The sequence below is a fragment of the Nocardioides sp. NPDC000445 genome, from assembly GCF_040300245.1.
Taxonomy (GTDB): Bacteria; Actinomycetota; Actinomycetes; order Propionibacteriales; family Nocardioidaceae; genus Nocardioides.
Genome location: NZ_JBEPDH010000008.1, coordinates 160,558 through 178,347, shown reverse-complemented (window position 1 = coordinate 178,347; position 17,790 = coordinate 160,558). Strand labels below are relative to the sequence as shown.

The 17,790-nt window shown below is 68.3% G+C and carries 17 protein-coding genes and 2 tRNA genes; 15 read left to right on the top strand and 4 right to left on the bottom strand.

Going from position 1 to position 17,790, the window contains the following annotated elements:
• Positions 1–60 precede the first annotated feature (60 nt).
• Genes ABT304_RS13135 through dmpG form a run of 3 tightly spaced genes read left to right on the top strand, consistent with a single transcriptional unit; the run spans position 61 to position 2,866 of the window.
• Positions 61–864: a 2-keto-4-pentenoate hydratase gene (locus ABT304_RS13135; RefSeq protein WP_350715728.1), complete on the top strand. Its 804-nt coding sequence runs from the start codon at positions 61–63 to the stop codon at positions 862–864.
• A gap of 5 nt (positions 865–869) precedes the next feature.
• Complete coding sequence (locus tag ABT304_RS13130; RefSeq protein WP_350715868.1) at positions 870–1,844, top strand: acetaldehyde dehydrogenase (acetylating); 975 nt, start codon at positions 870–872, stop codon at positions 1,842–1,844.
• The gene (dmpG, locus tag ABT304_RS13125) at positions 1,841–2,866 is read left to right on the top strand and encodes a 4-hydroxy-2-oxovalerate aldolase (RefSeq protein ID WP_350715727.1); all 1,026 of its coding nucleotides are present in this window, start codon (positions 1,841–1,843) and stop codon (positions 2,864–2,866) included. The genes ABT304_RS13130 and dmpG overlap by 4 nt, the downstream gene beginning before the upstream one ends.
• 277 nt (positions 2,867–3,143) lie before the next feature.
• On the opposite strand, the gene ABT304_RS13120 is transcribed toward dmpG, so the two are convergent.
• Positions 3,144–3,216: transfer RNA gene (locus tag ABT304_RS13120), tRNA-Arg, on the bottom strand.
• 350 nt (positions 3,217–3,566) lie between these two features.
• On the opposite strand from ABT304_RS13120, the gene ABT304_RS13115 reads away from it, so the two are divergent.
• The 4 genes from ABT304_RS13115 to mgrA are packed head-to-tail and all read left to right on the top strand — an operon-like array spanning position 3,567 to position 6,569.
• Complete coding sequence (locus ABT304_RS13115; RefSeq protein WP_350715725.1) at positions 3,567–3,806, top strand: helix-turn-helix domain-containing protein; 240 nt, start codon at positions 3,567–3,569, stop codon at positions 3,804–3,806.
• Positions 3,799–5,055, top strand: a complete 1,257-nt coding sequence (locus tag ABT304_RS13110) for a type II toxin-antitoxin system HipA family toxin (RefSeq protein ID WP_350715723.1) — start codon at positions 3,799–3,801, stop codon at positions 5,053–5,055. Before ABT304_RS13115 ends, ABT304_RS13110 begins: the two co-directional genes overlap by 8 nt.
• 45 nt (positions 5,056–5,100) lie before the next feature.
• Positions 5,101–5,511 carry a DoxX family protein gene (locus tag ABT304_RS13105; RefSeq protein ID WP_350715722.1) on the top strand — a complete coding sequence of 137 codons (411 nt, stop codon included), beginning with the start codon at positions 5,101–5,103 and terminating at the stop codon, positions 5,509–5,511.
• The gene (gene mgrA, locus ABT304_RS13100) at positions 5,508–6,569 is read left to right on the top strand and encodes an L-glyceraldehyde 3-phosphate reductase (RefSeq protein ID WP_350715720.1); all 1,062 of its coding nucleotides are present in this window, start codon (positions 5,508–5,510) and stop codon (positions 6,567–6,569) included. The genes ABT304_RS13105 and mgrA overlap by 4 nt, the downstream gene beginning before the upstream one ends.
• 7 nt (positions 6,570–6,576) lie before the next feature.
• On the opposite strand, the gene ABT304_RS13095 is transcribed toward mgrA, so the two are convergent.
• Positions 6,577–7,011 carry a DUF4440 domain-containing protein gene (locus ABT304_RS13095; RefSeq protein WP_350715718.1) on the bottom strand — a complete coding sequence of 145 codons (435 nt, stop codon included), beginning with the start codon at positions 7,009–7,011 and terminating at the stop codon, positions 6,577–6,579.
• 80 nt (positions 7,012–7,091) lie between these two features.
• Between ABT304_RS13095 and ABT304_RS13090 the strand changes: the two genes are divergently transcribed.
• From ABT304_RS13090 to ABT304_RS13075, 4 genes are all read left to right on the top strand, one after another.
• On the top strand, positions 7,092–8,567 hold the full coding sequence (locus ABT304_RS13090; RefSeq protein WP_350715717.1) for an amidase: 1,476 nt from the start codon (positions 7,092–7,094) through the stop codon (positions 8,565–8,567).
• A 67-nt stretch (positions 8,568–8,634) separates the two neighbouring features.
• A complete protein-coding gene (locus tag ABT304_RS13085) occupies positions 8,635–10,458 on the top strand; it encodes a serine hydrolase domain-containing protein (RefSeq protein WP_350715715.1) in 1,824 nt (607 codons plus the stop codon).
• Positions 10,459–10,483: 25 nt separating this feature from the next.
• Positions 10,484–11,803, top strand: coding sequence for a M20 family metallopeptidase (locus tag ABT304_RS13080; RefSeq protein ID WP_350715713.1), 1,320 nt, complete (start codon positions 10,484–10,486; stop codon positions 11,801–11,803).
• Between the two features lie 137 nt (positions 11,804–11,940).
• A complete protein-coding gene (locus ABT304_RS13075; RefSeq protein ID WP_350715711.1) occupies positions 11,941–13,782 on the top strand; it encodes a bifunctional metallophosphatase/5'-nucleotidase in 1,842 nt (613 codons plus the stop codon).
• A gap of 58 nt (positions 13,783–13,840) precedes the next feature.
• Here ABT304_RS13075 and ABT304_RS13070 read toward each other — a convergent pair whose 3' ends face one another.
• Positions 13,841–14,539, bottom strand: coding sequence for a TetR/AcrR family transcriptional regulator (locus tag ABT304_RS13070; protein WP_350715709.1), 699 nt, complete (start codon positions 14,537–14,539; stop codon positions 13,841–13,843).
• 156 nt (positions 14,540–14,695) lie between these two features.
• On the opposite strand from ABT304_RS13070, the gene ABT304_RS13065 reads away from it, so the two are divergent.
• The 4 genes from ABT304_RS13065 (at position 14,696) to ABT304_RS13050 (ending at position 16,635) form a co-directional block, all read left to right on the top strand.
• Positions 14,696–15,571 (top strand): helix-turn-helix domain-containing protein, encoded by an 876-nt coding sequence (locus ABT304_RS13065; RefSeq protein WP_350715707.1) that lies wholly within the window; start codon positions 14,696–14,698, stop codon positions 15,569–15,571.
• 31 nt (positions 15,572–15,602) lie between these two features.
• Positions 15,603–15,678, top strand: a tRNA-Lys gene (locus ABT304_RS13060).
• A 366-nt stretch (positions 15,679–16,044) separates the two neighbouring features.
• Positions 16,045–16,248 carry a cold-shock protein gene (locus ABT304_RS13055; RefSeq protein ID WP_045548871.1) on the top strand — a complete coding sequence of 68 codons (204 nt, stop codon included), beginning with the start codon at positions 16,045–16,047 and terminating at the stop codon, positions 16,246–16,248.
• Between the two features lie 240 nt (positions 16,249–16,488).
• Positions 16,489–16,635, top strand: coding sequence for a hypothetical protein (locus ABT304_RS13050; protein WP_165111317.1), 147 nt, complete (start codon positions 16,489–16,491; stop codon positions 16,633–16,635).
• 5 nt (positions 16,636–16,640) lie between these two features.
• On the opposite strand, the gene ABT304_RS13045 is transcribed toward ABT304_RS13050, so the two are convergent.
• Positions 16,641–17,774 (bottom strand): hypothetical protein, encoded by a 1,134-nt coding sequence (locus ABT304_RS13045; RefSeq protein ID WP_350715705.1) that lies wholly within the window; start codon positions 17,772–17,774, stop codon positions 16,641–16,643.
• Positions 17,775–17,790 lie beyond the last annotated feature (16 nt).

The following is a 17,790-nucleotide window of genomic DNA, read 5'->3' as shown; positions in this document are numbered from 1 at the left end:
GTACCGGTCAGCGGGACGCCTACCCCGCTTCTTTCGCCCATCTGCTGAGACCGTGGCCACATGAACGAAGTGACCTCCCCGTCCGATGCTGCCGTCGATGCCGCGGCAGATCGGCTGCTGACCGCCTCGGCGACGGGCACGCCCGTCCCACCGATGCGGGACCTGCTGGACGCGACCGACCTGAAGACGGCGTACGCGATCCAGGAGCGCCTCACCGCCACCCGGCTCGCCGGCGGGGCGAAGGTCGTGGGCCGCAAGATCGGGCTCACCTCCAAGGCGGTGCGGGAGCAGATCGGCGTGGACACCCCCGACTTCGGGGTGCTCTTCGACGACATGGCCTACCCGGACGGCGGCGTGCTCCCCGCCGACGCCATCCTGCAGCCGCGGGCCGAGGCCGAGATCGCCTTCGTGCTCGCGGCCGACCTGGCCGACGGCGACCTCTCCTACGACCAGGTCCGGGAGGCGATCGACTACGCCGTCGCCGCGATCGAGATCTGCGGCAGCCGGATCGCGGACTGGAAGATCTCCTTCGGCGACACCGTCGCGGACAACGCCTCCGCGGGTGCGTACGTCCTCGGGACCGAGCGCCGGCGTCTCGACGAGTTCGAGCCTCGCGAGGTCACCATGTCGATGTCGATCGACGACGAGGAGGTCTCGACCGGGACCGGGGCGGCCTGCCTGGGCGACCCCGTCAACGCCGTCCAGTGGCTGGCTCGCTACGCGCGTGACTTCGGTGAGCCGCTGCGTGCGGGCCAGCTCATCCTCTCCGGTGCGCTCGGGCCGATGCGGCCGATCGCCCCGGGCAACACCGTTCGTTCCACCGTGTCGGGCCTCGGCTCGGTGGCCTTCAGCGTAGGGAAGTGACCTTCATGCCAGCGGAAAGCACAGACAAGACGAAAGTGGCGATCATCGGGTCGGGCAACATCGGCACCGATCTGATGATCAAGGTGATGCGTACGTCGCAGCACCTGGAGATGGGCGCGATGGTCGGGATCGACCCCGACTCCGACGGTCTGGCGCGGGCGCGGAAGTTCGGGTTCGCGGCCACCCACGAGGGTGTCGACGGGCTGATCAACCTGGCCGAGTTCGACGACATCGAGATCGTCTTCGACGCAACCTCGGCCAAGGCACACGTCGCCAACGCGGCCGCGCTGGAGCCCTACGGGAAGCGGCTGATCGACCTCACGCCCGCGGCGATCGGGCCGTACGTCATCCCGGCCGTCAACATCGACGAGCACATCGACGCCCCGAACGTGAACATGGTGACCTGCGGCGGGCAGGCGACGATCCCGATCGTGGCCGCGGTCGCGCGGGTCGTCCCGGTCGCCTACGGCGAGATCGTCGCCTCGATCTCCTCGAAGTCCGCCGGCCCCGGCACCCGGGCCAACATCGACGAGTTCACCGAGACCACCTCGGGCGCGATCGTCCAGGTCGGCGGAGCCAAGCGCGGCAAGGCGATCATCATCCTCAACCCGGCCGAGCCGCCGCTGATCATGCGCGACACCGTCTTCGCGCTGGTCGAGGGCGGGTCCCGCTCCCTGGAGGAGCTGACCGCGGAGATCACCGAATCCGTCGAGAAGATGGTCGGCGACGTCGCCGCGTACGTTCCTGGCTACCGGCTCAAGCAGAAGGTGCAGGTCCACCCGATCCCGTCGGATCAGCCGGTCGAGACCCTGCTCGCCGAGGGTGAGACGACCCGGCCCACGCATCAGGTCTCGGTGTTCCTCGAGGTCGAGGGCGCCGCGCACTACCTCCCGGCCTATGCCGGGAACCTCGACATCATGACGTCGGCCGCGCTGCAGATGGCCGAGCGGATCGCCGCTGCGAAGGAGGCTGGCAAGTGAGCATCCCGATCTATGTCCAAGAGGTCTCGCTGCGCGACGGTATGCACGCCGTACGCCACCGGATCACGCCCGAGGACGTCAAGCGGATCGTCATCGCCGCCGACGAGGCCGGCGTCGACGCCATCGAGGTCGCCCACGGCGACGGTCTGACCGGCGGCTCGGTCAACTACGGCCCCGGCTCCAACAGCGACTGGGAGTGGATCGAGGCTGCGGCCTCGGTCATCAAGAACGCCCGCCTGACCACCCTGCTGCTCCCGGGCGTCGGCACCATCCACGACCTCGAGCGGGCCTATGACCTCGGCGTGCGCTCGGTCCGGGTCGCGACCCATTGCACCGAGGCCGACGTGTCGGCCCAGCACATCGCCGCCGCCCGCGAGATGGGGATGGACGTCTCCGGGTTCCTGATGCTCAACCACATGGCGCCCGTGGACGTCGTCGCGCAGCAGGCGAAGCTGATGGAGTCCTACGGCGCCCACTGTGTCTACATCACCGACTCCGGCGGCCGCCTGACGATGAACGACGTCCGCGACCGCGCCCGCGCCTACCGTGACGTGCTGAACGACGAGACCGAGATCGGCATCCACGCCCACGAGAACCTCTCGCTGTCGGTGGCCAACTCGGTCGTCGCGGTCGAGAACGGCGTCTACCGCGTCGACGCGTCGCTCGCCGGCCACGGCGCCGGTGCCGGCAACTGCCCGATCGAGGCGTTCATCGCGGTCGCCAACCTGTCGGACTTCAAGCACAACTGCGACCTGTTCAAGCTCCAGGACGCCGCCGACGACATCGTCCGCCCGCTCCAGGACCGCCCCGTACGCGTCGACCGCGAGACCCTCACCATGGGCTACGCCGGCGTCTACTCCTCCTTCCTTCGCCACGCCGAGAACGCAAGCGCCCGCTACGGCGTCGACACCCGCGACATCCTCATGGAGTGCGGCCGCCGGGGTCTGGTCGGCGGCCAGGAGGACATGATCGTCGACATCTGCCTCACGAAGCTCGAGGAGCGCGCCGCCGCAGGCGCGTAGCCGAATGGGTCGAACGACGCGGGAGTCCTGGGGTCACTGGCTGACCTCAGGACTCCCGCATCAGTCTTGGGTGAATCGTCGGTGGTGATTCCGTGCACATGCACGGAAGTGACGGACCCCCGTGCGTCTGAGGCCGCAGCTTCGGCACATGTGTGTGGAAGTTGCGAGGCCGGGAGTTTCCGACTGAAGTCGATGGATACCGAGTCTCTACGCGCCCCTCGGTACGGGTGACACGAGTGCTTCTCGAACGGGTGCGCAGGTCCGATTGAGACGGTTGTGCCCTCGGGAGGAGTCGAACCTCCATCTCCGGCTTCGTAGACCGGCGTCGTGATCCGTTGGACCACGAGGGCGTTGGGGCCTGGAGTCGTACCAAGGCCATGGGGCTGATGAGGCCCATGGCGTCGCCGGACGCCCGCGTCGAGGAAGCGATCTGGGGTGCCTGAGCACCTACCGGGATCGCTCCGTGGGGACGCGTCGGACAGTCGCCGCTGCGCCGCGCATGTCGTATCCCACTGTCCTCGCCTCCTTCGATTCCGCTCAGTGTCGCCGAGCCGTTGCCGAGAACAGTAGGTCGCTCGCGACCTGCGGGCGAATGGTTTTCGTGACCATCCGCGTGACTACGAAAAGGAAGTCAGCCTGTTTGACTACGTTTTCGTAGTCACCAATGTTGAATACGTTATCGTAGTAGTAGGAGGTGTGCATGACTTACACCGGAAAGGTCACGAGCCCGGAGTCGCTGGGGCGGATCCTGCAGCAGGCGCGCCTGCTCAACGGGTGGAGCCAGCGCGAGCTCGCGTCGCGGATCGGGACCACGCAGCGCTACATCTGGGAGATCGAGGCGGGCAAGCCGTCGATCTTCGTCGATCGTCTCTTCGCTCTGATGCGGGAGACTGGGACCGAGCTGACCGCGACCATCGCCCCCCGGAATGACGATGAGTGACCTCGTGGTCGAGCTCTACGGCGAGCCGATCGGACGGCTGGTCGGGTCGAGCGCGACGTACGACTTCGTCGCCTCCGCAGACGCGATCGAGGCGTACGGCCTGGACAGTACGGTCCTGTCGCTGGCTGTTCCGCTCGCCCCGGTCGCACCGCGGGGACGCAAGCCACGGCGACAGAACTTCTTCGCGGAGATGCTTCCTGAGGGGCGGATGCTCTCGAGGCTTGCGGCGATGGCCGGTGTCAACGAGCGCGATGTGATCGGGATGCTGCGGGTGTACGGGCGAGATGTCGCCGGTGCCCTTCAGATCTGGGACCCCGATGTCCCCGGCGAACCCCGGACCCCGAAGCTCGAACCTGTCGGTGAACAAGGAGTCGCGGATCTTCTCAGTGAGGTCGGCGCCTTCCCGCTCGCCAACAAGCCGGCCGGAGGCAAGACGTCGCTCGCTGGCGTGCAGGACAAGATCGTCCTGGTCCGCAACGACGACGGCTGGCATCGGGCGCTGGACGGGTATCCATCCACACATATCCTCAAGCCGGTCACGTCCGACTTCCCGTCGATGATCTACGACGAGGAGTACGGCGCCCGGTTCGCGCAGGCATTGGGGCTGACCGCGTACGAGACGTTCATCGAGGAGTTCGCCGGAGAGCCGGCGCTGGTGATCGAACGGTACGACCGCGGCGATGGGACGGATGGTGTCCCGAGCAGGGTGCATCAGGAGGACTTCAACCAGGTGCTGGGGGCGCGCGGTGACCAGAAGTACCAGAAGTACGGCGGCAAGGTCTCCCTGAAGCGGGTCGCCGGCGAGCTCAGTTCTCTCGGTGACTCCACCTCGCTGCGGAAGCTGGCCACGATGACGGTACTGGCCGCAGCCATCGGCAACCTCGACATGCATGCCAAGAACATCTCGTTGTTGCACCATCTGGACGGCTCGATCGAGATCGCTCCGGCGTACGACGTCGTCCCGCAACGGCATCTGCCGAATGACGGTGAGCTGGCGCTCGCGGTCGACGGGGTCTACCAGCACGCCGCCTTGACCCGAGCCGACCTGGTGGCCGAGGTCGCCTCGTGGCGGCTCCGCGGTGCGGAGGCACTGGTCGATGAGGCCCTGGCCGCCATCGCAGAGATCGTCGAGGTCGAGGTTCCAGCCGACGGCGCCCATCCGGGTCTTGTCGAGGACATTCGAGCCTTCACCGCCAATCTGAGGGCGGGGCGTTCAGTGGGAGCGGCGCTGAGCGGATCCCGGGGATGACTGCCTCGAGGTGAGCCTCTTTGTGCCTGTGGAAGAGTCGTACCCGTGAGCACTGAATCTTCTTCGCGGCTCGATCTGCCGCTTGTCGGGCTGGCCGCACTGTTCCTGGGGTCGGGGACCCTGCACCTGGTGAGGCCGCAGGTGTTCGAGCCGATCGTGCCGTCGGCGCTGCCGGACGCGCGCAAGGTGGTGGAGGTCTCCGGGGTCGCGGAGATCGTCTGCGGGCTGGGGCTGCTGCACCCGAAGACCCGCCGGATCGCGGGGCTCGCGAGTGCCGCGCTGCTGGTGGGTGTGTTCCCGGCCAACGTGCAGATGAGTGTCGACGCGGGGAAGCGGGCGAACCGGAAGCGGACGCCCAAGTCGGCCGGGTTCTTCGCCGGTACGGTCGCGCGGCTGCCGCTGCAGTGGCCGATGATCAAGGTGGCGCTGCGCGCCGGAAAGGGGACCGGCGCATGACGTACGTTCCTGCGGAGTCGCGCTACGACGCGATGCAGTATCGGCGGACCGGCAACAGTGGCCTGGATCTGCCGGCGGTCAGCCTCGGGCTGTGGCACAACTTCGGTGACGACCTGGCGTTCGAGCGGCAGCGGGCGATCCTGCGTACGGCCTTCGACGCGGGCATCACCCACTTCGACCTGGCCAACAACTACGGCCCGCCATACGGGTCCGCCGAGGAGAACTTCGGGCGTCACCTGCGAGGCGACTTCGCCCACCTGCGCGACGAGCTGGTGATCTCGACCAAGGCCGGCTGGGACATGTGGCCGGGGCCGTACGGCAAGATCGGCGGCTCGCGGAAGTACCTGATCTCCAGCCTCGACCAGTCGCTGAAGCGGATGGGGCTCGACTACGTCGACATCTACTACCACCACCGTCCTGACCCCAGCACGCCGCTGGAGGAGACGATGGGCGCCCTCGATCAGATCGTGCGGTCCGGGAAGGCGCTCTACGTCGGGCTGAGCTCCTACTCCTCGGCGCTGACCCGGGAGGCGGCGGCGATCCTGCGTGACCTCGGTACGCCGCTGCTGATCCACCAGCCGTCCTACTCGATCCTCAACCGCTGGCTCGAGACCGACGGCCTGCTGGACACTCTCGACGAGGTCGGGGCCGGGGCGATCTCCTTCTCACCGCTGGCACAGGGTCTGCTGACGAACAAGTACCTCGGTGGTGGCGGCATCCCGGAGGACTCGCGCGCTGCCAAGGCCCGCTTCCTGACCCCGGAGGCACTCACGCCCGAGACGCTTGCCGGCATCGAGTCCCTCAATGCCCTCGCCGTCGACCGTGGCCAGACGCTCGCCCAGATGGCGCTCGCCTGGGCGCTGCGTGACCCGCGGATGACCTCGGTCGTCATCGGCGCCTCCCGCCCCGAGCAGGTCACCGACTGCATCGGCGCGCTCTCCGGCCCCGAGCTGACCTCCGAGGAGCTGGCCAGGATCGACGAGTACGCCGCTTCCACCGGCATCGACCTGTGGAAGCGCGACCGGGTCGAGGGTGACTACCGGGAGATCTTCAACTGACCGGCCATCAACGCTCGTCGTCCCAGGCAGCGGAGCTGATCCGCCAGCCGTCGTCGGTGCGTACGAACGACATCGTCTTCATGCCCCTGCCGGTGTGGACCTCGTCGTTCGTGCGCCAGCGCTTCCCGTAAGCGCCCCACCAGTGGGCGATGTCGCCGAAGACGTCGGTGCGACCGGGCTCCGGCCACTCCTCGAACTCGCTGATCTCGCCACTGGTCAGGAGCGCGAGGCGCGGGGCGATGAAGGACTCGACGTCGTAGACCTCGATCGGCAGGCCGCACGTGCGCACCACGGTCGCGCCCGGAAGCATGATCCGGCGCAGATCGTCCAGGCGTGCGGCCGCGTCCGGTCCTGAGGTGAACGCGGAGAAGAACGCATGCACCAGCGTCTCGATCGCGGTCTCGTCCGATGTCGAGGCGGCTTCGCCGCTGGTGATGGTCATGCCCGGAACATAGCCATGCACTCCGGAAACGGCACGCCATTTGGGGGCGCGGAGCTCGCCCCGGCCGCTAACCTGCGCTCATGCGGGTCGATGAGTATCTGACGTACGACGCCACCGGGCTGGCGCAGCTGGTCGCGGCCAAGGAGGTGACCGCGGCCGAGGTCTTGGCCGCGGCGCGGGAGCGGGCGGCGGCGGTGAATCCGCGGATCAACGCGATCGTCGCGGACATTCCCGAGGCCGACGCCCAGGTCGCCGGCGACGGTCCGAGCGGGCCGTTCGCCGGGGTGCCGTTCCTGGTGAAGGACCTGGCTCAGGAGTATCAGGGGCACCCGACGACCTACGGCTCGCGGTCGCTCGTCGACGACGTCGCCGAGGAGCACTCCTACTTCACCCAGAGCGCGCTGGACGCCGGCCTGGTGATCTTCGGCAAGACGAACACCCCGGAGTTCGGGTCGAAGGGGATCACCGAGCCGGAGCTGTTCGGCGCCGCCCGCAACCCGTGGAACACCGACCACACGCCCGGCGGCTCCTCGGGTGGCTCCGGGGCAGCGGTGGGCGCCGGGATCGTCCCGGCCGCCGGCGCCAACGACGGCGGCGGGTCCATCCGGATCCCGGCGGCGTGCAACGGCCTGGTCGGTCTGAAGACCACCCGCGGGCTGCTGCCGCTGGGCCCGCAGAGCCTGGATGCCTCCAACGGCTTCGTCGTCCAGGGCGTGGTGACCCGCACGGTCCGCGACGCGGCCGGGCTCTACGACGCGCTCATCGGTGACCGGCCGATGGCGATGATCCACGCGCCGCACCCCGGCGCGGCCTTCTCCGAGGCGATCGCGGCCGCGCCGCGCAAGCTTCGGATCGGCTTCACCTCGACGTCCTCCATCACCACGCCCGACCCGGAGGCGATCGCGGCCGTCGAGGACGCGGCCAAGGCCCTCGAAGCACTCGGCCACGACGTCGAGGAGGTCGAGGCGCCCTACGACGCCGCCGAGCTCGGCCGCGACTTCCTCACCATCTGGTTCGCCTCCGCCGCTGCGGAGGTCGCCGAGGCCAAGCTCCGCGTCGGAGCCAAGAACGCCGACTTCGAGGCCGACACCCTTGCCGTGGCCGAGCTCGGCCGGGCCGGGGGAGTGGTCGCCGTCGAGCTGGCACACATCAACCGCCGCAACCATGTACGCCGCCTCAGCGCGTTCCACGAGACGTACGACCTGCTGCTGACTCCGACGCTGGCGAAGCCGCCGCTGAAGGTCGGGCAGCTGACCACGCCCAAGGCGCTCCAGACCGCGGCACGGGTGCTGCACAAGGTGCACGGCGGGCGGGTCATGCGCGCGACCGGGATGATCGACCAGCTGGTCGCCGAGAACCTCGGCTGGGTGCCCTACACCCAGCTCGCCAACATCACCGGACGCCCGGCGATCTCGGTGCCGACCTACCGGACCGCCGCCGGACTTCCGCTGGGCATCCAGCTCTCCGGTCAGCTCGGCGACGACGGTCTGATGCTGCAGGTCGCTGCTCAGCTGGAGCAGACGAAGCCGTGGGCGGAGCACTGGCCGACGCTCTGACACCTAGACCGTGAAAGAAAATTTCCTTTCACGCACGAAGCTCGCGCCGGAGCGGCAGTATCGGGGTATGACACCGTCTCCGGACATGCTCATGACCTCTCGGCGCACGCTTCTCGGCGGCACCCTGAGCGGAGTCGCGATGACTCTCCTCGGCGGTGCCGCGGTGGCCTCGACCCCGGAGGACCCCACCAAGGCAACCAGGGCACTTGCCTCGCTGGCCGGCCGGCCGCCGACGATCACGCCGGAGGAGCTGACCTTCACCCCACGCACCGTCCTGCGTCCCGGGCACGCCCGCCAGGTCGGCCTGGACCCGGCGCACATCGCGAGGATCCGCACCGAGCTGACCCGGTTCCTCGAACCGACGACGGAGAACCCCGCCCACCCCCTGTACGCAGGGGCCACCGCGATCGCGGTCAAGGACGGCGTCATCGTCGCCCACGAGAGCGTGGGCAAGGCGCTCCGATACGGCCTCGACGGCACCACCGTCGTCGAGCTCCCGGCCGACCAGCAGGTCGCAGCCGGGCTGGACACGATGTGGGACATCGCCTCGATGTCGAAGCTCTTCACCACGACCGCGATCCTCCAGCTGATGGAGCAGGGCAGCCTCGGCCTCGAGGCGCCGGTGGTCACCTACCTGCCCGAGTTCGCGCCGCACGGCAAGGACGCGATCCTCGTACGCCACCTCCTCACCCACGTCTCCGGCCTGCTCGCCGGCCCGTCGCCGTCGCTGTGGGCGGGCTACGACACGTACGAGGAGCGGGTCGCGGCGATCATGGACACGACGCCGACGCATGCGCCCGAGCAGATCTACCGCTACTCCGACATCAACCTGATCACCCTCGGGCTCCTGGTCGAGCGGCTCTCGGGGAAGACGCTCGACGTCTACGTCCGCGACCACGTCACCGAGCCGCTCGGGATGCGCGACACCATGTACAACCCGCCCGCCGACCGCCGCGACCGGGTCGCCGCGACCGAGTTCCAGCCCTGGGCCGGTCGCCCGATGATCCGTGGCGAGGTGCACGACGAGAACGCCTGGGCCCTCGGTGGCGTCGCCGGTCACGCGGGCGTCTTCTCGACCGCGGCCGACATGGCCAGGTTCGGCCAGATGTACCTCAACGGCGGCGTCTACAACGGGACCAGGATCCTCGAGGAGGAGACGGTCAGGCTGTCGCTGCGCGACTACACCGGAGCCCGGTTCACCAGCTCCCGTGGCCTCGGCTGGGAGCTCGCCACGACCTGGTACCACGGGCCCATCTGGTCCCCGGTCTCCTTCGGCCACACCGGCTACACCGGCACCAGCATCGTGATGGACCCGATCGGCCACCAGCTCGTCGTGCTGATGACCAACCGCGTCCACCCCAGCCGCGACTGGGGCAGCAACAACCCCTCCCGGCGTGCCGTCTCCGACGCGCTCGGCATGGCCTCGGCGGTCAGGCCGGTGAGGGGACGTACGTCGTGGTTCTCGGGGCGCACGAACGCGAAGAAGGCGACGCTCGACGTGCCGCTCGCGGCCACCGACGGCGCGAGGCTCCGCTTCGACTACTACTTCGACACCGAGCCACGCTTCGACTTCGGCCGGCTGCAGTACTCCACCGACGGCACCACCTTCAGCCCGCTTCCCTGGACGCTCGAGGGTGGTGACTGGAGGTGGGAGACCAGCGAGGCGGTCAACGGCTACGGCGGTCGGCGATGGCTGTGCGGCCGCGCCGAGCTCCCGGACGGCACCACCACGGTGCGGTGGACCTACGAGACCGACTCGTCCTCCCAGGGTCGCGGGATCTACGTCGACGGCATCGTGGTCAGCGAGGGGCGGCGTACGTCGTTCGACTCCTCCCGACCGGCCGACGAGGCACGCATCGTCGCCGACGGCTGGGCCCTCAGCGATCGATGACACATCACCGATAGCCTCTGGCCACATGAGCCAGCCGCAGCAGCCGAACCCGTTCCTGGTCAACCAGCTCCGCGACGAAGCGGACGCCAAGGCGCTCATCACGAAGGCCGCCGAGTCGACCTCGGCGGGTGCGCCGAGGGGGATCCTGGATGCGATCCGCGACAAGCTCGTGGACCTGGGCCCGGAGCTGCTCGCGGTCTCCCACGACCTCGCCGAGCACCCGGAGACCGGCTTCGAGGAGCACCGGAGCTCGGCCGGGCTGGCCGAGTTCGTCGAGGCTCACGGCATCGAGGTGGCCCGTGGCGCCTACGGTCTCCCGACCGCCCTCTACGCCTCGGCGGGCGGCGCCAAGGACGGCCCGACGATCGCCGTGCTCTCCGAGTACGACGCGCTCCCCGGCATCGGCCACGGCTGCGGCCACAACCTGATCGCCACGGTCGGCGTGGGCGCGTTCCTGGCCATCGCGAGCGTGATCGACCGCCTCGGCGGACGGGTGATCTGGCTCGGCACCCCTGCCGAGGAGGGCGGTGGCGGCAAGGAGCTGATGGCGCAGAAGGGTGCCTTCGACGGCGTCGACGCGGCGATCATGGTCCACCCGTTCACCTACGACAGCTCCGAGCCGGTCTTCCTGGGCCGCAGGCAGCTGAAGGTGACGTACGTCGGGGTGCCGGCGCATGCCTCCATCCAGCCGTTCATGGGGCGCAATGCCCTGGACGCCGCCAACCTGCTCTACACCGGCGTCGCGCTCAACCGGCAGCAGATGCCTCCGACCGACCGGGTGCACGCGATCATCACCGACGGCGGCCTGCGTCCCAACGTGATCCCGGAGCACGCCACGATCGAGTTCTACGTACGCTCCGCCTACCCCGAGACGCTCAAGATCCTCTCCCAGCGGCTGGAGGAGATGGCGATGGGCGCGGCGCTGATGACGGGCTGCGGTGTCGAGTTCAGCTGGGACGAGTCGCCGGTCTACCTGCCGATCCGCAACAACAGCGGGCTGGCGCAAGCGTGGAACCGCCGCTACCAGGAGCGCAACCACACCGTCCTCGCGCCGGGCGTCGTCCCGGACCTGCTCGCCGGGTCCACCGACTTCGGCAACGTCTCTTTCCGGGTCCCCGGCCTGCACGCGATGGTCAAGATCGCCGAGCCCGACGTGTCGCTGCACAGCCGCGAGTTCGCCGCTGCCGCGGTCACGCCGTACGCCGACGAGGTGCTCGTCGATGCCGCCTACGGTCTCGCCGGGGTGGCTGCCGACTACCTCTCGGACGCGAACCTGCGGGAGACGGTCCGCGACGAGTTCGAGGAGGCCGGCGGCGCGGTGGACGCTGCCGAATTCTTTGGCTGAAGCGGAGCCCGAAGCGAAATTTGGCGATGATTAACGGTTGGTGACGATTCGGCGGCGGTAATCCTGTTACCTCTTCACAATCGGAACCCGAAGGGGCATTGTTCCCTTCGTCGATCACTGAGATGGGGAGCCCCGCAATGCCTCGTAACACCCGAAAGCTTCGCCCCGTTGTGGCCGTTGCCGCCGTCGCTCTCGCGGCCGCCGCAGTCGCCACTCCGGTCGCGACCTCTGCCTCTGCCGCGGCGAAGCCTGGCAAGCACCTGGTCGATGTCCAGCTGCTCTCGTTCAACGACTTCCACGGCAATCTCGAGGCGCCGTCGGGGTCGAGCGGGCGCCTGATCACCGGCCACCACATCGACCCGGCCACCGGCAAGCCGGTCGATGACACCGTCAACGTGGGTGGCGTGGAATACCTCGCCTCCCACCTGGCCGAGGCGCGCAAGGGCCACGACCGTTCTCTGACCGTCGCTGCGGGTGACCTGATCGGCGCCTCGCCGCTGCTCTCGGCCGCCTTCCACGACGAGCCGTCCATCGAGGCGCTCAACAAGCTCGGGCTGGACGTGACCGCGGTCGGCAACCACGAGTTCGACGAGGGCTACAAGGAGCTGCAGCGCATCGCCGACGGCGGCTGCATCGAGGACGGCGACGGCGAGGACAACCAGAACTCCTGCGCCGCCCACGAATACGCGGGCGCCGACTTCGACATCCTCGCCTCCAACGTGATCGAGGACGCGAGCGGCAAGACGATCCTGCCGTCGTACGCCATCAAGGAGGTCGACGGCGTCAAGATCGGCTTCATCGGTATGACCCTGGAGGGCACCCCCGACATCGTCACCGCCGAGGGGGTCAAGGGCCTCACCTTCAAGGACGAGGTCGAGACGGCCAACGCGCTCGTGCCCAAGCTGAAGAAGAAGGGCGTCAAGGCGATCGTCACCCTGATCCACGAGGGTGCCAACCTGCCGAAGGAGAAGTGGACCGACCCCGCCACCGGCACGGTCTACGACGTCAACGCCAGGTACGACTACACCTGCGAGGGCGGCGGGGAGCTCGTCGCCGGCTCGCCGATCGTGCCGATCGCCCAGAACCTCGACCCTGAGATCGACATGGTGGTCACCGGGCACACCCACAACCCCTATGTCTGCGACGTACCGGACCCCGAGGGCAAGTCCCGCCTGATCACCTCGGCCTCGTCCTTCGGCCGGCTCTACACCGAGACCAACCTGAAGTACAACCTCAAGTCGCGCGACATCGTCCGCTCGTCGGTCAAGGGCTCGAACCTGCTCGTCACCCGTGACGTGGCCAAGGCCCCCGAGCAGACCACGCTGATCAACACCTACAAGGAGCTGGTCACCCCGATCGCCTCCCGGGTGCTCGGTTCGATCTCCGGGGACGTCACCCGCACCACCAGCGCCTCCGGCGAGAGCGCCCTCGGCGACCTGATCGCCGACGCTCAGCTCGCCGACCAGTCGACGGTCGTCAACGGGCAGACGCCGGTGATCGCGTTCATGAACCCGGGCGGCATCCGTGCCGACCTGACCGCGACCAACTCGCCCTACGGCGAGGCAGTCGGTGAGGTCACCTACGACGAGGCGTTCACGGTCCAGCCGTTCAACAACTACCTGGTCTCGCTGACCATGACCGGCCAGGACATCTACGACCTGCTCACCCAGCAGGTCACCGGCGCCAACGCCGCGTCCCACAAGATCCTGCAGGTCTCGAAGGGCTTCTCCTACCAGATCAGCCCCTCGGGTCCGGTCGACGGTTCGGTCACGCTCAACGGCCAGCCGATCGACAAGGCCGCGTCCTACCGGGTCGTGACCAACAACTTCCTGCAGGGTGGCGGTGACGCCTTCGCGGCCTTCACCAAGGGCACCGACCCCTACTACGGCGGCCTCGACATCGACGCCTTCTCCGCCTACCTGGAGGCCAACTCGCCCTACACCCCGGGCCCGCTCGACCGCATCACCGGGACCCACTGAACGAGAGTTCGTCCGTACGCAGCGGGCCCGACCAGCTCTGAGCTGGTCGGGCCCGCTGTCATGTCGGCGCGCTCATCGTCAGCCCACCGACGAGTGTCGTTGCGGACGCGGCTGCCGGAGTGATGCGACTGTCGGGAATCCCGCAGGCGCGCAGGCAGGTCGAGGCGATGACGGCGGCGGTCGCGTCGTCGATCGGCACACCGCTGCTGCGAAGGCTCGTGGTGACCTCGACCAGATGCATGAGCATCTCACCGAGGGGGCCCGGCTCGGCCGCCGTTGCGATGCCGGGCATCGCGGCTCGGGTGGCGAGCCGCCCGTAGGCGTCGGCGAGCTCGGCGCGAATGCTGCGAAAGGCATCGAACGCCTCGCTGCTGGTCACGTCGGGATGGGTGGCCAGCATGCCGATGTTGTCCGGCGCCTCGGCGAGCGTGTGGATGTCGACGAGGGCCAGCAGGTAGAGCGCGGCCTCGGGGCCCGCCGACGCGGTCAGCTGCTCGACCTGGTCGACCCGATCGACGGTGGGTCGGACCGATCGCTCCAGGAGTTCGGCGAGGATCTCGTCCTTGCCGGTGAAGTGGTAGTAGAGCGACGCCTGCCGGATCCCGACCTTGTCGGCGATCTCCCGGGTCGAGGTGGCCGCGAAGCCCTTGGTCACGAACAGCTGCGCCGCGGCGTGAAGCACCTGCTCGCGCGGTGGGGCGGCCGTGTTCGAAGGGACGAGGCGTGGTCGCCCGGGGTGGGTTCGTCGGATGCTCATCGAGGCCCTGCCTTCCTGTCGACGTCGACCCCGGACTCAGTAGAGCATAATATTTTTATCTTGCCAATCATGATGTGCATCTGGACGTACGGTATGCCCATCGGGCACGATGGTGGTTCGCCGAACCAGTCGAAGCCGTCGAAGGAGGCTGTCGCCGTGCCCCGCCCCAACCGCCGAGCCCGCGAAGCGCTGACCGAGGCGCTCCGGGACGCCCGTCGCGCCGCCGGCCTGACCGGATCCGGCCTGGCGGATGCCCTGGGCTCGGGCTGGTCCCAGCCCAAGGTGTCGAAGATCGAGTCCGGTCGGCAGTCGGTCTCCGAGGCCGAGGTCCGTGCCTGGGCGGCCGCGGTGGGCGCCGACCGGGAGATGCTGCTCGCGCTGCGCGCCCGCGCCGACCAGGAGCATGCCGCGTTCCGCGACGCTCATCCGACCGGCGGCGGTGCGGAGCAGCATCAGGACGCGTACGCAGCGACCGAGGTGGCCACCAAGGTCCTGACCAGCTACCAGCCGCACAGTGTCCCCGAGCTGTTGCAGACACCCGACTACGCGCGTGCCCTCTTGGCGCTGGCGGGTGGTTCGCGCGACCGGGACGAGGTTGCCGGGGAGGTCTCCCACGTGATCGCGGCCAGGCTCCGTCGCTCGGCGATCCTCTATGAGCCCGGCCGGACGATCACCATCCTGGTCGGTGAGGCAGCCCTCCATCACCTGGTGGGCTCGCCCGACATCATGCGCGCCCAGATCGAGCACATCGCCAACCTGGCGACCACCACCCAGGCGACCATCGGGATCGTCCCCTTCGAGAGCTTCCCCGTTCTGGTCCAGCACGGCTGGGACCAGCGCGACCGGATCGTCACCCTCGAGACCAGCGCCGGTGACCTCGAGATCGCCGACCCGGTCGAGGTCGCCCGCTACGAGCGCTGGGCGCAGCTCCTGCTCGAGCATGCGCTGACGGGCGAGGCGGCCGCCGAGCGATGCGCCCGGATCATCGGCGAGCGCGGAAGGTCGTCGGCGCGGCTGGACGACCACGAATAGGACACGGCAGCTGCTCCGGTAGACTCCCGGCGGGCCGTTAGCTCAGTTGGTAGAGCAGTGGACTTTTAATCCATGGGTCGTCGGTTCGAGACCGACACGGCCTACCAGATCAGACCCTCGCCCGGCCTCGGGCGGGGGTCTTCTGCCGTCCGACGATGCCCCGGAACACGTGCTCGTACGTCCCGCTGAGCGGTCGTTTCACGGCTCTGTTGCTCAACCTTCACCGCTTCGCGCGTAAAACGATCGGTCAAGGGGGGTTCGCACAGGCGCGTGAGTTGCTAGTGTCACTCCCGCAACAGGTGCAAGTTCCAGAAGGTCTGACGCCTGCGGAGTTTGTGATCCAACGGCGTTTCTGCTCTGTGCCCGCCCGGACCCCGGTCCGGGAACACAGGTCGGAGCGACGTGTCACCCGCCCCTGATGCGGGGCTACCGAACCTGGTGGCCTCTCGCCCCGACTAAGGAGTAACGAGCAGATGGCTCAGGGCACCGTTAAGTGGTTCAACGCCGAGAAGGGTTTCGGCTTCATTGCGCAGGAGGACGGCGGCGACGACGTCTTCGTTCACTACTCTGCTATCCAGACCAACGGCTACAAGTCGCTGGACGAGAACCAGAAGGTCGAGTTCGACGTCACCCAGGGCCCGAAGGGTCCGCAGGCGGAGAACGTTCGCCCTCTCTGAGGCTCTATGAGTAGCTAAGGCGATCTCGGGTTCGGCACCTGCCGACATTTGATCATCTGCAACGAGGCCCCAGCCGTTCGGCTGGGGCCTCGTGGTCTGATTGGAGCCCTCTCAGGCTTCTGTGTCACGCTTGATATGACAACTTTTGATGGTTCTTGGTGGATCAGCGCGCAGATCCACCGGGACTGGGCGATGATGTGATGACGAGCTTTTTGAGAGTGACGTGAGGAGGCGGCGAGCGTGGCTGATCAGTTCGATGTGACGCTGGAAGATCCCGAGCTGCTTCTCGAGGTCGAGCTCACGACCAATCTCATCGTCGCCGCCAGCGAGTCCGAGGATCACCTCTCTCAAGAGGAGATCGACCGCATCCTCGGGATCATCCCCTAAGCACGTCAGCAGGTCGCGAAGAGCAGCGGCCCGTTCGCCAGGTCGGAGAGCACGGCCGTGCCGTCCTTCGGCCGCAGCTGCATGGTGACGACCTCGTCCTCCGCCGCGACCTTGCCCAGCTCGAACCGCTCGTCGAACGTGCCGCCCTGGCCGGGTGCCGGGCCGACGGCGAGCTTGGCACGCGTGTCGGCGTTCGTACGCGCCTGGTCGTCGTTCTCGAACGACATGGCGACGCGTACGTCCCCGTTCGACTCGGCTGCCATGGCGAAGCCCGCGATCGGGTTGATGTCGCCGGCGGCGTCGACGAGGCCGTCTGCCTGGTCCTGGTCAGCGGCCGAGGCGCCGCCCAGCCCGATCTCGGTGCAGGTGAAGTCGCCGTCGTACACGAACGCCGAGAGAGGGTTGCCGAGCCGGTCGGCGGCGTCCGTCATCGGCTCGTGCAGGTCGCCGTCGCCGAGGCTCTCGACCTGGTCGCTCAGATAGCGCCGGCCGTCCGAGGCGAGGATGAGGTCCTCCTCGGGCAGGAAGGCGATGTAGGTGAGCTGCGGGCTGATCGTCGAGTCGATGCCGGAGTCCGTGAAGCTGGAGAACGGGACCAGGGTGCCGTCCCAGACACCACCGTCCGAGGGGTCGTCCTCGGGAGCGGTGAACCCCATCGAGGTGAGCTGTTCGACGAGATGGTCGGCGTCCATGTCCTCGAGGTGCCCGACCATGAGCGCTCCCTCGGTCGACTGGGTGTAGAGCTCCCAGTCGAGGGTCGCGGGCGACCAGCCGAAGTGCTGCTGCAGCAGGCCGGAGGCGTCGGGAAGCACCGAGGTCGAGGTGAGGTCCTTCGTATAGGCCTCGTCGATCATCTCGTGGACCTCCTCCGGTGTGGAGTCGGCGTCGAGGTCGGCACCGACGCTCTCGCGGATTCCCGTCCAGTCGGTGAAGGAGACCCGGGTCGCCTCGGCGGGAGCCAGCCGCAGGGCCTCGTCGAGGTCGCCTCCGCGGGTCGCCCATGCGCGGGCGAGGAAGATGACGAGCGCAACGACGACGACGCCCACCGCGATGGTCACCAGGGGGTGGGCGCGTACGACTCGGGATGAGCGGTCTGCCCACGTCCTGGGGCGGCTGAGAAGCTGGGGGGTGCGGAGCATTGCGAGGAACCTTAGA

What these genes read in the sequence shown, in the direction of transcription:
- ABT304_RS13090 (WP_350715717.1), top strand. Translation starts at nt 7,092, where the DNA reads ATGCGGGTCGATGAGTATCTGACGTACGACGCCACCGGGCTGGCGCAG.
- ABT304_RS13115 (WP_350715725.1), top strand. Translation starts at nt 3,567, where the DNA reads ATGACTTACACCGGAAAGGTCACGAGCCCGGAGTCGCTGGGGCGGATC.
- ABT304_RS13085 (WP_350715715.1), top strand. Translation starts at nt 8,635, where the DNA reads ATGACACCGTCTCCGGACATGCTCATGACCTCTCGGCGCACGCTTCTC.
- mgrA (WP_350715720.1), top strand. Translation starts at nt 5,508, where the DNA reads ATGACGTACGTTCCTGCGGAGTCGCGCTACGACGCGATGCAGTATCGG.
- ABT304_RS13135 (WP_350715728.1), top strand. Translation starts at nt 61, where the DNA reads ATGAACGAAGTGACCTCCCCGTCCGATGCTGCCGTCGATGCCGCGGCA.
- ABT304_RS13110 (WP_350715723.1), top strand. Translation starts at nt 3,799, where the DNA reads ATGAGTGACCTCGTGGTCGAGCTCTACGGCGAGCCGATCGGACGGCTG.
- ABT304_RS13080 (WP_350715713.1), top strand. Translation starts at nt 10,484, where the DNA reads ATGAGCCAGCCGCAGCAGCCGAACCCGTTCCTGGTCAACCAGCTCCGC.
- ABT304_RS13130 (WP_350715868.1), top strand. Translation starts at nt 870, where the DNA reads ATGCCAGCGGAAAGCACAGACAAGACGAAAGTGGCGATCATCGGGTCG.
- ABT304_RS13075 (WP_350715711.1), top strand. Translation starts at nt 11,941, where the DNA reads ATGCCTCGTAACACCCGAAAGCTTCGCCCCGTTGTGGCCGTTGCCGCC.
- ABT304_RS13095 (WP_350715718.1), bottom strand. Translation starts at nt 7,011, where the DNA reads ATGACCATCACCAGCGGCGAAGCCGCCTCGACATCGGACGAGACCGCG.
- ABT304_RS13070 (WP_350715709.1), bottom strand. Translation starts at nt 14,539, where the DNA reads ATGAGCATCCGACGAACCCACCCCGGGCGACCACGCCTCGTCCCTTCG.
- ABT304_RS13045 (WP_350715705.1), bottom strand. Translation starts at nt 17,774, where the DNA reads ATGCTCCGCACCCCCCAGCTTCTCAGCCGCCCCAGGACGTGGGCAGAC.
- ABT304_RS13055 (WP_045548871.1), top strand. Translation starts at nt 16,045, where the DNA reads ATGGCTCAGGGCACCGTTAAGTGGTTCAACGCCGAGAAGGGTTTCGGC.